Annotated in this window: 16 protein-coding genes and 1 other RNA gene; 9 read left to right on the top strand and 8 right to left on the bottom strand. The window is 63.8% G+C overall.

What is annotated here, in order from left to right; translation table 11 throughout:
* Window positions 1–136 precede the first annotated feature (136 nt).
* Window positions 137–925 (bottom strand): cyclase family protein, encoded by a 789-nt coding sequence (locus DEM27_RS12850; RefSeq protein ID WP_109458676.1) that lies wholly within the window; start codon window positions 923–925, stop codon window positions 137–139.
* Window positions 926–1291: 366 nt separating this feature from the next.
* On the opposite strand from DEM27_RS12850, the gene DEM27_RS12845 reads away from it, so the two are divergent.
* The 3 genes from DEM27_RS12845 to DEM27_RS12835 all read left to right on the top strand — a co-directional run bounded on the left by DEM27_RS12845 (window position 1292) and on the right by DEM27_RS12835 (window position 4872).
* Window positions 1292–2860, top strand: coding sequence for a phytoene desaturase family protein (locus tag DEM27_RS12845; protein WP_109458619.1), 1569 nt, complete (start codon window positions 1292–1294; stop codon window positions 2858–2860).
* Between the two features lie 74 nt (window positions 2861–2934).
* Window positions 2935–4059 carry a DNA replication/repair protein RecF gene (gene recF / locus DEM27_RS12840; RefSeq protein WP_109458618.1) on the top strand — a complete coding sequence of 375 codons (1125 nt, stop codon included), beginning with the start codon at window positions 2935–2937 and terminating at the stop codon, window positions 4057–4059.
* Between the two features lie 45 nt (window positions 4060–4104).
* Window positions 4105–4872 carry a molybdopterin-synthase adenylyltransferase MoeB gene (locus DEM27_RS12835; protein ID WP_109458617.1) on the top strand — a complete coding sequence of 256 codons (768 nt, stop codon included), beginning with the start codon at window positions 4105–4107 and terminating at the stop codon, window positions 4870–4872.
* Between the two features lie 98 nt (window positions 4873–4970).
* Here DEM27_RS12835 and DEM27_RS12830 read toward each other — a convergent pair whose 3' ends face one another.
* Complete coding sequence (locus DEM27_RS12830; protein WP_109458616.1) at window positions 4971–5972, bottom strand: 2-hydroxyacid dehydrogenase; 1002 nt, start codon at window positions 5970–5972, stop codon at window positions 4971–4973.
* Window positions 5973–6171: 199 nt separating this feature from the next.
* Here DEM27_RS12830 and DEM27_RS12825 point away from each other — a divergent pair, with 199 nt between their 5' ends.
* Complete coding sequence (locus tag DEM27_RS12825) at window positions 6172–6714, top strand: SH3 domain-containing protein (RefSeq protein WP_109458615.1); 543 nt, start codon at window positions 6172–6174, stop codon at window positions 6712–6714.
* On the opposite strand, the gene DEM27_RS12820 is transcribed toward DEM27_RS12825, so the two are convergent.
* Window positions 6707–7699, bottom strand: coding sequence for an adenosine kinase (locus DEM27_RS12820; protein ID WP_109458614.1), 993 nt, complete (start codon window positions 7697–7699; stop codon window positions 6707–6709). The genes DEM27_RS12825 and DEM27_RS12820 overlap by 8 nt on opposite strands.
* Window positions 7700–8141: 442 nt before the next feature.
* Between DEM27_RS12820 and DEM27_RS12815 the strand changes: the two genes are divergently transcribed.
* Window positions 8142–9089: an AEC family transporter gene (locus tag DEM27_RS12815; RefSeq protein ID WP_109458675.1), complete on the top strand. Its 948-nt coding sequence runs from the start codon at window positions 8142–8144 to the stop codon at window positions 9087–9089.
* A gap of 66 nt (window positions 9090–9155) precedes the next feature.
* Here DEM27_RS12815 and DEM27_RS12810 read toward each other — a convergent pair whose 3' ends face one another.
* The gene (locus DEM27_RS12810; RefSeq protein WP_109458613.1) at window positions 9156–9737 is read right to left on the bottom strand and encodes a c-type cytochrome; all 582 of its coding nucleotides are present in this window, start codon (window positions 9735–9737) and stop codon (window positions 9156–9158) included.
* A gap of 156 nt (window positions 9738–9893) precedes the next feature.
* Between DEM27_RS12810 and DEM27_RS12805 the strand changes: the two genes are divergently transcribed.
* From DEM27_RS12805 to DEM27_RS12795, 3 genes are read left to right on the top strand one after another with little or no spacing between them, the layout of a single operon-like run.
* On the top strand, window positions 9894–10649 hold the full coding sequence (locus tag DEM27_RS12805) for a 3-deoxy-manno-octulosonate cytidylyltransferase (RefSeq protein WP_109458612.1): 756 nt from the start codon (window positions 9894–9896) through the stop codon (window positions 10647–10649).
* A gap of 11 nt (window positions 10650–10660) precedes the next feature.
* Window positions 10661–11515, top strand: coding sequence for a prephenate dehydratase (locus DEM27_RS12800; protein WP_109458611.1), 855 nt, complete (start codon window positions 10661–10663; stop codon window positions 11513–11515).
* 36 nt (window positions 11516–11551) lie between these two features.
* Window positions 11552–11926 (top strand): nuclear transport factor 2 family protein, encoded by a 375-nt coding sequence (locus DEM27_RS12795; RefSeq protein WP_245445809.1) that lies wholly within the window; start codon window positions 11552–11554, stop codon window positions 11924–11926.
* A gap of 77 nt (window positions 11927–12003) precedes the next feature.
* Here the strand turns inward: DEM27_RS12795 and DEM27_RS12790 are convergent, their stop codons facing one another.
* The 4 genes from DEM27_RS12790 to DEM27_RS12775 form a co-directional block, all read right to left on the bottom strand.
* A complete protein-coding gene (locus DEM27_RS12790; protein WP_109458609.1) occupies window positions 12004–12372 on the bottom strand; it encodes a VOC family protein in 369 nt (122 codons plus the stop codon).
* Window positions 12373–12440: 68 nt separating this feature from the next.
* Window positions 12441–13136, bottom strand: a complete 696-nt coding sequence (locus DEM27_RS12785) for a helix-turn-helix transcriptional regulator (RefSeq protein WP_109458608.1) — start codon at window positions 13134–13136, stop codon at window positions 12441–12443.
* A gap of 4 nt (window positions 13137–13140) precedes the next feature.
* Window positions 13141–14100: an NAD(+) diphosphatase gene (gene nudC, locus DEM27_RS12780; protein WP_109458607.1), complete on the bottom strand. Its 960-nt coding sequence runs from the start codon at window positions 14098–14100 to the stop codon at window positions 13141–13143.
* 2 nt (window positions 14101–14102) lie between these two features.
* Window positions 14103–14507: an HIT domain-containing protein gene (locus DEM27_RS12775; RefSeq protein WP_109458606.1), complete on the bottom strand. Its 405-nt coding sequence runs from the start codon at window positions 14505–14507 to the stop codon at window positions 14103–14105.
* 90 nt (window positions 14508–14597) lie between these two features.
* Between DEM27_RS12775 and ffs the strand changes: the two genes are divergently transcribed.
* Window positions 14598–14694: signal recognition particle sRNA small type (gene ffs, locus DEM27_RS12770), an RNA gene on the top strand.
* The last annotated feature ends 64 nt before the right edge of the window (window positions 14695–14758 follow it).

Raw genomic sequence — 14758 nt, 5'->3', positions numbered from 1 at the left:
ACACGTTAGGGCTCTCCCTTGTGGCACCCCCTCATCCCACTGCCGCGACCTTCCCCCGCTGGGGAGAAGGGGCAAGCGGCCCCTCTCATTTCAGATGCAACCCCTCTGTCTGCGAGACGAGGAGGTTTTTAGTCCATCAGTTGGCGACGATCGCCAGAGCGCGGACCGGCGAGCCGGTGCCCTTGACGAATTTCAGCGGCGCGGCGATCAGCACGGCGCCCTTGGCCGGCAGCTGGTCGAGGTTGCACAGGCTGGCGAGGCCGTAGCGGTTGGCCTTGTGCATCAGGTTGTGGGCCGGGAAGGGCGGGTTCATGCCGCCGGCGGAACCGGCATCGGTGCCGACCGTCTCCGAACCCCAGCCGATGATGCCCTTGTCCAGCAGGTACTGGATGGCTTCGGCGGTCGGGCCGGGGGAATGCGGGCCGTTCTCGTCGGCGTTCAGGAAGGTGTCGGTCGAGCCGTTGCGCTTGTACCAGTCGCTGCGCAACAGCACCCAGCTGCCGGCTTCGATCTCGCCGTTTTCGGCTTCCCATTCCTTGATACTCTCGACCGTCAGCAGATAATCCGCGTCGGCGGCCACCTGCTTGGAGCGGTCGATGACATTGACCGGCGCCACGAAGTTTTTCGGCGGAATGGTGTCGGTGGTGTTTTCCGGATTGTCCTTGCCGGTGATCCAGTGACAGGGCGCGTCGAAATGCGTGCCGGTGTGCTCGCCGAGCTCCAGCCAGTTCCAGGCCCAGAAGGGACCGTCCTGGTTGTATTCGGAAATGGTGTGGACCTTCACCTTCGGCGTGTTCTTGCCGAACTGCGGCGGCAGGTAAAGCACGGGCGTATCGGGACCGAGCGGCGCGCTGAGATCGACGACCTTGACGGCGCCGGACAGAAGCGCGGAGGCGAAACCGGAAAGAATATCGGATGATGTCATTGTCTGTTCCCCAAAATAGAAGGCGTTCGCCACGGGGGAGCCGACGGTCTTGCCGGCCTCCTCGAAACCCCGCGGCAGCGTTCCAGGCAAGCGAGCCTATGACACAAAATATGAGATTGCAAGTAACAGGCCGGCGACGCGGTGCGCGTTTTTCCACCCCGTCGCGACAGCGGACAAGGCCCGGAAAATGCAAGGAAAACGCCGTATGATCGGCTTTTGCCGCGCAATGCCCGGCAATCTTCCCTCCATGCGCCGGCGCTTTCGGCATTCCATGGCTTGCAGCGATTTTTCAAAAATGTATGCATATGCGAATAAAGTCGGGGTATCGAACGAACCCTGCAGCAGGGGCCCAGCAGGAGAATGACGATGACATACGATGCCGTGGTGATCGGTGCCGGCCATAACGGCCTGGCCGCCGCCGTCGAACTTCAATCGAAGGGCTGGTCGGTTGCCGTGGTCGAGGGCAAGCCGGTGGCCGGCGGGGCGGTGAAGACGCGTGAGGTGACGCTGCCGGGCTTCCGGCACGATCTCTGCGCCATGAACCTGTCGATGTTTGCCGGCTCCGCCTTCTTCAATGCCAACAAGGAGGCGCTCCTCGCCAACGGTCTCGGCTTCGTGCCGGCGGCGGACTGTTTCGCCAGCGTTTTCCGCGATGGCAGCTATCTCGGCGTCAGCACCGACCTGGAAAAGACCGCCGCCGGCATCGCAGCGCTGTCGCAGAAGGATGCGGCGGCCTGGCGGCAGATGCTGCAGGATTTTGGTGGCGATGCGCCGCATATTTTTGGACTGCTCGGCGCACCGATGCCGTCGTTCAAGGCGGCCAAAGTGGCGTGGAAGGCGTGGCGCGAAAAGGGCACGGGGTGGCTTTACGACACGGCCCGGCTGCTGCTCGCTTCGCCGCGCGATTTCCTCGACAGCCGATTCGAGCACGCCAAGGTCAAGACGATGATGGCCGCCTGGGGCCTGCATCTCGATTTCGCCCCCGATGTCGCCGGCGGTGCCTTGTTCCCCTATCTCGAATCCATGGCCAACCAGGCCTTCGGCATGGTGATCGGCCAGGGTGGGGCGGATACGATCATCACCTCGATGACCAGCCTGTTCACCGCCAAGGGCGGAGAGATCATCCTCGGCACGCCGGTGGAACAGATCGAGCTTTCCGGCGGTTCGGCAAGCGGCGTAAGGCTGGCCGATGGCCGGCTTCTCTCGGCGCGCAAGGCGGTCATCGCCAACGCCCATCCAAAGCTTGTCTTCGGCAAGCTCCTGCCCAAGGTCGCCGAGCGCGAAACCTTCGACAGGAAGGTGGAGGCCTTCCGGGCCGGGCCGGGCACGATGATGATCCATCTGGCGCTCGATGGCCTGCCGGACTGGAAGGCGGGCGAGGCTTTGAAGAATTTTGCGTATGTGCATGTCGCGCCCGATCTCGAAATGATGTCGCGGGTCTATGCGGAAGCCATGAACGGCCTGCTGCCGGCCGAACCGGCATTGGTGGTCGGCCAGCCGACAGCGCTCGATCCGTCGCGGGCGCCCGATGGCAAGCATGTGCTCTGGGTGCAGGTGCGCGTGCTGCCGGCGGAAATCCGCGGCGATGCCAGGGGCGAGATCGGCGCGACCGATTGGGACGGCGCCAAGGAAGCCTATGCCGACCGTGTCCTCGCCCTGCTGGAAACCTATGCGCCGGGCCTAGGCGCAAAAATCCTCGGCCGCTCGGTGTTTTCGCCGCTTGACCTGGAGCGCGAAAATCCCAATCTCATTGGCGGCGACAATCTTTCCGGCAGCCATCATCTCGACCAGAATTTCCTGTTCCGCCCGGTCGCCGGCTATTCGCGTTACAAGACGCCGGTGAAATCGCTCTATCTCTGCGGCGCCGCCACCTGGCCGGGTGCCGGCACCGGCGCGGGTTCCGGCTTCATGCTGGCCAACATGCTGGCGAAATGATCGCCTGACCTTGCCATTGCGGCCCGTTCGGCATAGCTCTGCCCCGAAACGTTCGGCCGGTCCGGGATGAAAATATGGTGCACAAGGTCAGCCTGGGCCGCATGAAGCTCACGGATTTCCGCAATTATGCGGAAGTGGCACTGACGTTCGACGCTCGCCATGTAGTGCTGACCGGCGATAACGGCGCCGGCAAGACCAACCTGCTCGAAGCAGTCTCCTTCCTGTCGCCTGGCCGCGGCCTGCGCCGCGCCGCTTATGCCGACATCACCCGTGTCGGCGCGGCAGGCGGCTTCGCCATCTTTGCCGATGTCGACGGGATGGAAGGCGAGGTGGCGATCGGCACCGGCATCGAGAGCAGCGACGAATCGACCTCGCGCAAACTCCGGCTCAACGGCACGGCGGCGAAGACGATCGACGAACTGACCGATCACCTGCGCGTCCTCTGGCTGACGCCGGCGATGGACGGGCTGTTCACCGGCACCTCCTCCGACCGCCGGCGATTCCTCGACCGCCTGGTCCTGTCGCTCGACCCGGCGCACGGCCGCCGCGCCGGCGATTTCGAGCGGGCGATGCGCAGCCGCAACCGCCTGCTGTCGGAAGGCCGCTTCGATCCTGCCTGGCTCACCGGCATCGAAAACCAGATGGCGAGCCTCGGCGTCGCCATGGCGCTGGCGCGGCAGGAAATGCTGGGCCTGCTGAGCCGGCTCATCGACGAGCGCCATGAGGAAATGCCTTTCCCCTCGGCCGTGCTGGAACTCTCCGGCTTCTTCGACAACCAGTTCGACCGCCCGGCCATCGATCTGGAAGATGATTACGCCGCCCTGCTGCGCGACGGCCGCCACCGCGATGCCGCCGCCGGCCGAACGCTGGACGGCCCGCACCGTGCCGATCTGCTGGTGCGCCACAAGGCCAAGGATATCGAGGCGGAACGGTGCTCGACAGGCGAGCAGAAGGCCCTGCTGGTCGGCCTTATCCTCGCCCATGCCCGCCTGGTCGCCAATATGACCGGCCATGCGCCGGTGCTGCTGCTCGACGAAATCGCCGCCCATCTCGACGAAGGCCGTCGTGCCGCCTTGTTCGACCTCGTCGACGGGCTTGGCGGCCAGGCCTTCATGACCGGCACCGACCGGGCGATGTTTGGTGCTCTTAGCGACCGTGCGCAGTTCTTCACCGTTTCCGGCGGCACCTTGGAGGGCTGAGGCCAGGCCGTTTCGCGGGCGCGGGAAGGGTGTTATAGCTCGGCCATGGATACGCTCAGCTCTGAAGAAATCGCCCGCTATCACCGCCACATCCTGCTGCCGGAAGTCGGCGGTGCCGGCCAGCAGAGGCTGAAGCGCGCCCGCGTCCTGGTTGTCGGCGCCGGCGGGCTGGGCGCGCCGATCCTGCAATATCTCGCCGCCGCCGGTATCGGCACGCTGGGCATCGCCGACGACGACCGCGTCTCGCTCTCCAACCTGCAGCGACAGGTCATCCACGACACCGGCACCATCGGCGAACTGAAGTCGCAGAGTGCCGCCGACGCCATCGCCCGGCTCAATCCGCATGTCACCGTCATCCGTTTCGAGGAGCGGTTTACGCCGGAAACGGCAGGCCGGCAGCTTGCCGGCTTCCATCTGCTCATCGACGGTTCGGACAATTTCGACACGCGGTATGCGGCGGCGGATGCGGCGGAAGCAGCAAAAATCCCGCTGGTCAGCGGCGCCGTCGGCCGTTTCCATGGTTCGCTGACTGTGTTGAAACCCTATGAGGCCGATGCCGAAGGCGCCCTCTATCCCTCCTACCGCGACCTGTTTCCGGAAAAACCGCCGGCAGGCCTCGTGCCGTCCTGCGCCGAAGCCGGCGTCATCGGCGCGCTGACGGGTGTCATCGGCACGTTGATGGCCATGGAGGCGATCAAGCTGGTCACCGGTGCCGGCGAACCCCTGGTCGGCCGGCTGCTGATGTATGATTCGCTGACGGCGCGGTTCGATACGGTCAAATACAGGCGTCGGCGGGTGAGGCAGCCGGCATGACGGCTGCCTCTACACCTTCTCCCCGAGGGGAAAAGGGGCAAGGGGCGCCCTCTCATTCCATAGTCCTTGTCCGACAATCGGGCACGCGAAAGCGCCCGTCACCGCCCCGGCAGCACCCGGTTCGGCGGGCGGTGGCCGTCGAAGAAGGTGCGGATGTTGATGATCACCTTGTCGCCCATCTCGACGCGGCCTTCCATCGTCGCCGAGCTCATATGCGGCAAAAGCACCACCTTGCCTTCGTTCGCCAGCTTCACCAGCTTCGGATTGACCACCGGCTCGTTTTCGAAGACGTCGAGGCCGGCGCCGGCGAGCTTGCCTTCGCGCAGGCATTTGATCAGCGCCGCTTCGTCGATCACGTCGCCGCGGGCGGTGTTGACCAGGTAGGCGGTCGGCTGCAGCAGCGCCAGGCGGCGGGCCGACAGCAGGTGGAAGGTCGCCGGCGTCGACGGGCAGTTGATGGAAACGATGTCGACGCGGGCGAGCATCTGGTCGAGGCTGTCCCAATAGGTCGCTTCCAGCTCGTCTTCGGTCGCCGGGCTGACACGTTTGCGGTTATGGTAATGGATCGACAGGCCGAAGGCCTTTGCGCGGCGGGCGACGGCGGTGCCGATGCGGCCCATGCCGATGATGCCGATACGCTTGCCCCAGATCCGCCGCCCAAGCATCCAGGTCGGCGACCAGCCGGCCCATTCGCCGGGCTTGTCGGTCAGCACCCTCGCACCTTCGGCCAGCCGGCGCGGCACGGCGAGGATCAGCGCCATCGTCATGTCGGCAGTGTCTTCGGTCAGCACGTTCGGCGTGTTGGTGACGGTGATGCCCTTGCGCGCCGCCGCCTCGACGTCGATATGGTCGGTGCCGTTGGAAAAGCTGGCGATCAGCTTCAGGTCCGGGCCGGCCTGCTCGATCAATGCGGCGTCGATCCGGTCGGTAACGGTCGGCACCAGCACGTCGCAGCCCTTCACCGCCGCCACCAGCTCCGGCTGCGTGCGCGGCGTGTCGTCGATGTTCAGCTCGGCGTCGAAGAGCTCGCGCATGCGCGTTTCCACCGCGTCCGGCAGCTTGCGGGTGATGTAGACCTTGGGTTTTTTCTTCGCTGTCATGGTGGCCGTTCGGTGCCTTGTTCAGAGGTCTTTAACCAAGCTGGGCGATAATTCTCCCGTTCAGGGCATTTTCTATCATTCCCGTCCGCGAAGACAAACAAAACTCGCAGCCACGGCCGCCGGTTTTGTGGGCGGAGCCGGGAAAGGTAAGGAAATCAAATCATAAGCCTTCGATAAACCGGAACAACGGATAAGTACCATGCGTCGTGTTCTCGTCAGATCCAGCATTGCCCTCACCATCGGCCTGGCCGTTCTGGCGGCCAGCTTTTCGAGCGCCGAAGCGCAGAGCGCCGCCAAGGGCGCCAGCGGCCTGCCGCTGCCGCGTTTCGTGAGCCTGAAGTCGAAAAAAGTCAATCTCCGGGTCGGTCCCGGCACGGCCTATGCCGTCTCGTGGATGTACCTGAAGTCGGGCCTGCCGGTGGAGATCATCCAGGAATATGACAACTGGCGCCGCATCCGCGACGCCGACGGCACGGAAGGCTGGGTCAACCATTCGCTTCTGTCCGGCGAGCGTACGGCGATCGCCGCCCCGTGGATGCGCGGCAAGGGCGAAGCGATCTTCGTCAACATGCGCCGCGATCCGCAGCCTTCGGGCACCGTCATCGCCAAGGTCGAGCCCGGCGTGGTGCTGAAGGTCGGCGAATGCAACGGCGAATGGTGCCATGCCGATGCCGACGGCACGGATGGCTGGGTGGCGCAGACGGAAGTCTGGGGCGCCTATCCGGGCGAAGCCTTCAAATAAGACCGGCGGCCTTTGCGGCGTCCGAAAGCGAGCTCATCGGCCGCGGGCCGATCTGCTGGATGACGATGCCGGCTGCCAGGCAGCCGAGCTTGCCGCAATCTTCCAGCGAACGGCCCTGGGTATAGCCGTAGAGGAAACCGGCGGCGAACAGGTCGCCGGCGCCCGTCGTGTCGACCAGCTGGTGGATGGTCGTCGCCGGCACGTGGATGCGTTCCGATCCGCGCACGATCATCGCGCCGTCCTCGCTCATCGTCACTGCGGCCAGCTTGCAGTCGGCGGCGATCTTCGTCAGCGCCAGGTCGAAATCGTCGGTCTCGTAGAGCGACAGCGCCTCGTCGCGGTTGGCGAAGACGATGTCCACCGTGCCGCTGCGCATCAGGTCGAGGAATTCGGCGCGGTAGCGGCCGACGCAAAAACTGTCGGAGAGCGTCATCGACATTTCCCGGCCGTTCTCATGGGCGATGCGGGCGCACTCAAGGATGGCTTCCTTGGCGCGCGGCGGATCCCAGAGATAGCCCTCGAAATAGGTGACCTTGGCTTCAGCGACGACCTCGGCCTCGACATGCTCCGGGCCGAGCTCGACGCAGGCGCCGAGATAGGTGTTCATCGAGCGCTCGCCGTCCGGCGTCACGAAGATCATCGAGCGGGCGGTCGGCGGGGAGGTGCCTTCCGGCCTGGTTTCGAAATAGACGCCCTGGGCGCGGATGTCGTGGATGAAGATGTCGCCCAACTGGTCTTCGGCCACCTTGCCGAAATAGGCGGTGCGGCCGCCGAAATTGGCAACACCTGCCGCCGTGTTGCCGGCGCTGCCGCCGGAGGCTTCGAGCGCCGGTCCCATGCGCGAATAGAGCAGTTCCGCCCGTTCGGCATCGATCAGGTTCATGGCGCCCTTGGTGATGGCGTTCTCGGTGAGGAAGGCGTCGTCGCAACGCGCGATGATATCCACGATGGCATTGCCAATGGTGAGAACGTCGAATTTCGCCATGAAGAGAAGATCCCGGAGTTGACCGCCCGTGTCGGGCTGTGGGTGGTAGCCGGGGTCTGGTCATAGCGGATTCTTTGAAGTTTGGAAGAAAAAAGAGTATCGGCAGGCACGGCCGAAAAACTCATGCGCGTCATACTTGCGTCACGATTCCCCCTTATGGTGCACCGCAAGTGTCGCCGACATGGACGGAAACCTTCGGGTCTCCGGTTGGCGTTCGGGTCATGAATGACCCGCATTTCGACGTTGCTTCTGTTGACCACGGATGAACTGGCAGCAGCAAGTGGCTCGAGAGCCGGCAGGACCGGCAATGGAAAGCAGGGCGGTAACTCCCCTGCTTTTTGTTTGTCCGCTTCCTGGCAACGGTTCGATGCCCAAAGCATTTGTACGGCGCGCCGACTTCCTTTACAGCCGAGCGACCTTCGCCTGCGAAAGCCCTCCGCGCATGTCTCCCATCCTGCTCAATGTTCTCCCCGTCTTCATCCTGATCCTGATCGGCTGGCTGATCGTCCGCACCGGCCTGCTCAAGGATGGCATCGGCGACGCACTCGGCGATTTCGTCTTCAAGATCGCCGTGCCGGTCCTGCTGTTCCGCACCATTGCCGAGGCGAATTTCCATGGCGCTTCACCGTTTCGCCTGTGGATCGCCTATTTTTCCGGCGTGGCGGTCACCTGGGCGGCGGGGCATTTCCTGGCGACGATGGTGTTCAAGCGTGATTCGCGTATCGGCGTGCTGGCCGGCGTCTCCTCCGCCTTCGCCAACAATGTCTTCATCGGCCTGCCGCTGGTCGGCCGTTCGGTGGGCGATGACGGGGTGGTTGCCCTGTCGATCCTGCTTGCCGTGCACCTGCCGGTGATGATGATCGTCGGCACGGTGCTGATGGAAAATGCCGAGCGCAAGGAAAAGGGCGGCGAAAAGCGCGACCTCGCCCTGCTGCTGCGCCAGGTCGGGATCAATCTCGTGCGCAATCCGCTGGTCATCGGCCTGCTCCTGGGTGTCGTCTTCCACGTGTCGAGCCTGCCGATGCCCGGTGTCGCCAAGGTGGTGGTCGATCAGATCGCCGGAATGGCCGGACCGGCGGCGCTGATCTCGCTGGGGATGGCGCTGCGCAAATACGGCATATCGGGCAATGTCGGCATTGCCGGCACCATGTCGGTGCTGAAACTGCTGCTCCTGCCGGCGAGCGTCTGGGCAGCAAGCCGCCTCCTCGGCCTCAGCCCTGAATGGACGGCGGCCATGGTGCTGACCTCCTCGGTGCCGACGGGCGTCAACGCCTGGCTGATCGCCAACCGTTTCGGCGTCGGCCATAGCCTCGCCGCCTCGACCATCACCATGACCACGGCGCTGGGCGTCATCTCCGTGTCTTTCTGGAGCCTGCTGCTCGGGCAGTGAGGCAGGCAACAAAAACCCGGCTCGCTGTCGCGGCCGGGTTCTCGAAAATAACGGTGAAACCGAAGCTTACTGCGTGACCGCCAGCGTATCGGCAGCCGCCGGATCGGGCAGCGGAACCGGGCTGTCGGACATGGTGTGCAGATAAAGGATCAGGTTGGCGCGTTCGTCGTCCTTCTTCAGGCCGGCAAAACCCATGGCTGTGCCCGGGACGAATTTTTTCGGTGCCAGCAGGAAGTGGTTCATGTGATCGAAGTCCCAGACCACCGAACCGCCTTTGGAAAAGTCCTTCATGCCTGCCGAATAGGCAAAACCTTCATGCGAAGCGACCGGACGCGCGATGACACCCCAAAGATTGGGACCCGTCTTGTTGGGTCCGTCCTTGGTGTCGGTGTGACAGCTTTGACACTTCTTGAACACAGCCTCGCCGGCCTTCGCATCGGCCTTCGCCAGAAGGGCCGCGATCGGGGTCATGGCAGCGGCAGCTTCGCCACCGGTGCCTTCGCTCGCGCCTTCTTCGGCGACGATCGCAAAACCTTCCTTCTCGGGTTCCGGCGAATGGAAAATTCCTTCCGAGGCGATGGACACGGACATCAGGACAAAGACGGTGCCAAGCAACGCGCCAACGCCCATATTCACGTATGAATTCATCTACAAATGCTCCCCTTGCACCCCGGCAGACCGCAAACCGGTCCCATCTTGAAATCGCGCGGAACCTATGTCTTTTGATCCGCAGTTGCAACAGTGATTGTCATCACCGGACTGAGACTTTTTGCCACCTTTTTCCGGGGATTAGAAGGCCGGGCCATGAATAAAGAAATTTTTGAGCGAACTTTGGTTCTGATCCCGGCCCGGATGGCCTCGACGCGCCTTCCGGGCAAGCCGCTGGCCGATATCGGCGGCGCGCCGATGATCGTCCAGGTGGCGCGCCGGGCTGCGGAAGCGGCCGTCGGGCGAATCATCGTCGCCGTCGACCATGCCGATATCTTCGATGCGGTGACGTCAGCCGGTTTCGAGGCGGTGATGACCCGTGTCGATCACCAGTCCGGTTCCGACCGCATTTTCGAGGCCCTGCAGGCCGCCGATCCGCAAGGCCGCGCCGAAACCGTCATCAATGTTCAGGGAGACCTGCCGACGATCGAGGCGGAGACCATCCGCGCCGCACTCCGGCCACTCGCAACGCCGGAGGTCGATATCGCCACGCTGACGGTCGAGATCAGGGACGAGGACGACAAGCTCAACCCGAACATCGTCAAGGTGGTCGGTTCGCCGCTCTCCGACAGCCGGCTCAAGGCGTTGTATTTTACCCGTGCCACCGCGCCTTACGGCAAGGGACCGCTCTATCACCATATCGGCCTTTATGCCTATCGGCGCCGGGCGCTGGAAAGATTCGTCTCGCTCGGGCCTTCGGCGCTCGAAAAGCGCGAATCGCTCGAGCAGTTGCGGGCGCTGGAGGCGGGCATGCGCATCGACGTCGAAATCGTTGACTCGGTGCCGCTCGGCGTCGATACTCCCGCCGACCTCGAAAAGGCGCGGCATATTGTGTCCGCGCGCACTCTCTGACGGATATTCCCATGATAGCCAAGACAAACCGCATCGCCTTCCAGGGCGACTTCGGCGCCAATTCCGACATGGCCTGCCGCGACATGTTTCCCTCCATGGAGCCGCTGCCGTGCCCCACTTTCGAGGATGCGTTCGTGGCGCTCGAAAGCGGCGAGGCGGATCTGGCGATGATCCCGATCGAAAACACCATCGCCGGTCGTGTCGCCGATATTCACTACCTGCTGCCGGAATCGCGGCTGCACATCGTCGGCGAATATTTCATGCCGATCCGGTTCCAGCTGATGGTTCTGCCGGGCGTCGGCAAGGACGAGGTCCGCACCGTCCATAGCCATATTCATGCGCTCGGCCAGTGCCGCAAGATCATCCGCCACAACGGCTGGAAGGCCGTGGTCGCCGGCGATACCGCCGGTGCCGCCAAGCTGATCTCCGAACGCGGCGACCGGACGATGGCCGCCCTGGCGCCGCGGCTGGCCGCCGACCTCTACGGCCTCGACATCATCGCCGAAAACGTCGAGGACACGGAAAACAATGTCACCCGCTTCGTCATCCTGTCGCGCGACGAGAACTGGATCTCGCGCACGACGCCGGAAGAGATGATCGTCACCACCTTCGTCTTCAACGTCCGCAACATTCCGGCAGCGCTCTACAAGGCGCTCGGCGGTTTTGCCACCAACGGCATCAACATGACCAAGCTCGAAAGCTACCAGCTTGGCGGCAAGTTCGTGGCGACGCAGTTTTATGCCGACATCCAGGGACATCCCAACGATGCGAACGTGCGCCGGGCGCTGGAGGAACTGCGGTTCTTCTCGGAGAAGGTTCGCATCCTCGGGGTCTACAAGGGCCATCCGATGCGGGGTGAGCTTTAAGCGTTTTTCACCGTCAGGGCGGAGATGATGAGCGAAATGCCACAACTCGAAGACATCCGCCGGCTTGAAGAAGCGCTGCATCGACCGGATGTCCGGCGGTCGCCGGAAGCGGTCGAGCAACTTCTGGCACCGGATTTCTTCGAGTTCGGCAGTTCCGGACGGGTCTATCGCCGTGAGCAGACGATCAGGCTTCTGGCGGAAGAAAGTGAAATTTCGGAAGCGGCGGCGCCCGTCGCCTCCGATTACGCGCTGACGGTGATAGCACCCGGTGCAGTCCTTCTAACCTATCTAACCCGCCGGCAGGGCGCCGACGGGGAAGGCGAACGGCAGACCTTGCGCAGCTCGATCTGGACATGGTCCGATGGGCAATGGCGCATGGCCTTTCACCAGGGAACGCCGCGAAACACGTGATGCCTGGCGCGCAAGCCAGCCTGGCGTCGTTGGACGACAGGCCGGGTTCCATGCCGAAAATGGCTCCATGAAACAGATTATTTATCCGGCTCACAGACGCGAATGCGGTGGCCATCAATATCGTTGATGACGAAGGTCGGGCCGAAATCCATGGTCGTCAGCGGCTGTTCGATATCGTAGCCGTCAGCCTTCCACTGTTCGTACTTTGCGGCGACGGCACCCTTGCCGTCGAGCGTGAAGGCGATTTCGCTGCGCGCACCGCTTCCCCTCGCATCCGGCTTGACGTTTGCTTCCGCCCAAAGCCCGAGGGTAAAACCGCCGTCGAGCGGGAAGGCCGTGAAATTGGGCGCTTCGACAGCCGGCTCCCGACCGAAAAGCCTGCGGTAGAAGGCGGTGCTCGCCTTGGTGTCCTTGACGTAGAGAATGATGAGATTGGGCAGTGTCATGGGTCGTGCTCCTTTGTTTTGGATGCAGCGACCCTAGACGCGCCTGCTGTCAGATAATGGCAGCAGCCTCACATGTCGTGGGTCATGCCGTGGACATCCCGCCACTGCCTGAGCAGGGTTGCGCGCCGTTTCACATAGCGACGCCCGGCGCTTTCGATGGCGATCATGCGGTCGGTGCGGAAGTGGCGGAAATCCTGGCGCAGCTCGCACCAGGTGATGAGCACGCGCACCTCCTCGAAGAAGCCGAGCGCGAAGGGCCAGATGAAACGCTGCGATTGTGCACCGGCTTCGTCGGCATAGACAAGGTGCAGGACATCCTGCCGGCGAATGGCGGCCCGCAGCATCGCCAGGTCGATCTCGACGGGATGCTGCCGCCGCGGTCCGACCAGCAGCGTCGACGTATCGGTCTCGTCGCGAAGATCGGCCGGCAGCACGGCGGCGATCTTTGCCAGCGCATCGCTTGCCGCCGTGGCGAGCTTGCTGTCCGCCACCTTCGCCACCCAGCGCGAGCCAAGCACCAGCGCCTCGATTTCATCCGGCGAAAACATCATCGGCGGCAGCATGAAGCCGGGCTTGAGCACGTAACCCAGCCCGGCCTCGCCTTCGATATGGGCACCCTGCGCCTGCAGGCTGGCGATGTCGCGGTAGAGCGTGCGCAGGCTGACGCCGGTCTCCGCCGCCAGCGTCGCGCCGCTGACCGGCCGGCGATGGCGGCGCAGCGCCTGCAGCAGGACCAGCAACCGTTCGGAACGGGCGACCGTCACCGGATCAGCGTTTCCACTCCACCCAGTCGCGCATCAGCCGGTGAGCGATGGCGCCTTTCGGCGGCGAGCTATGGCCCGTCCCCTGGGCGCGCTCCAGCATTTCGGCCGTTTCTTCGCGGCTGAACCAGCGGCAGTCTTCCAGTTCCGCCTCGTCGCGCAGCACCTCGAAGGAGGTTGCCTCGCCGTAACAGCCGATCATCAGCGAATGCGGCATCGGCCAGGGCTGCGAGGCATGGTAACACACGCGGCCGACATGGATGGCGGATTCCTCCAGCGTTTCGCGGCGCACGGCGTTTTCGATCGTTTCGCCGGGTTCGACGAAACCGGCAAGGCAGGAATACATGCCGGGCGCGAAATGCGGGCTGCGGCCGAGCAGGCAGAGATCGCGCTCGACATCGATCGCCAGCATGATGACGACGGGATCGGTGCGCGGGAAGATCATGTGGGCGCAGGCGCTGCAGACGCGCTTGTAGCCGCCGATCTTCTGTTCCATGGCGCCGCCGCAGCGACCGCAGAAGCGGTTGTCGCGGTTCCAGGTCAGAAGCGCCGAGCCTTGCGCGAATTCGCCGAGCAGCGCATCGCCGACCAGCTGGTCACGGAAAAGCGTGCGACCGTCCGTCGGCTTGTAGTGGCTGGCAAGTTCGTCCTCGGCGATGCCGACGGGCACGGCAAGCCGGGGTTCGCCCGATGCGCGGTGGCCGAGCAGCACGGCATTGTCGAAATCCGGCTGCAGTTCGGCGAGTTCGTAGGGCGCAAACAGCGGGTCGAGCACCTGGCCGTCATGCTTGAGGATCAGCCGGTTGCCGGTGAAGGCGAAGATATGGGCGCCATCCACGGCCAGCGCCTTCTCGACGCAATCGTCGTCGCGGTGCTCCGAATCGCGGGCAAGGTCGTTTTCGGAAAAGGCGGTGAGGCGGCTGGCCTCCGGATGCGGTGCATCGGTGTCGAAAATAGAGGTCTTCATTGTCAGAGAGCTTCCAGTATCCTGCGGATGAAAATCTGTTTTTCCTGCGGGTCGTAGGCTTCCGCCGTGCCGTGCCCCCAGACGGGTCCCGGCCAGTTGGCGTCGCCTTCCGAGCGGGCGACCACATGCACGTGCAATTGGCGCACGATGTTGCCGAGAGCACCTATATTGATCTTGGTCGCACCCGTCACTTTCTTCAATGCGGTGGCCACCAGATTGGTCTCGAAGGTCAGGAGCGCCTGGTCGAGCGGCGTGAGGTCGAAGATTTCCGACAGCCCGTTGCGCTGCGGCACCAGCACCAGCCAGGGCCAGCGGCGGTCGTCCTGCAGCCGCAGTTGCGTCAGCCCGAGCTTGATCAGCAAATCGCTGTCGCGGGCCAATCTTCCGTCCAGTTCAAAGCCTTGCAAGCCCAGCCTCCTCTCCGCATTTCCCTCTCTCTAGCAGTTTTTTGAAGCGCTGGCTTGCAATTGCTGAGGATATTGCCGATATGTGCGGCGGGAGGTTGGTGGTGGACGCGCCGCTCGCCAACCGGGTCAGGTCCGGAAGGAAGCAGCCCTAACGATCCCGGCACGGGTCATCGTTCCAGCCTCCCACCTCTTCCGTCTGGCCTGCGTTTTCACATGGCCGGGCTCATGCCCGGCGGTCCGGGTCATCCAAC

The sequence above is a fragment of the Rhizobium album genome (genome assembly GCF_003122325.1).
GTDB classification, from domain to species: domain Bacteria; phylum Pseudomonadota; class Alphaproteobacteria; order Rhizobiales; family Rhizobiaceae; genus Metarhizobium; species Metarhizobium album.
This window is presented reverse-complemented; position numbering and strand designations above follow the sequence as displayed.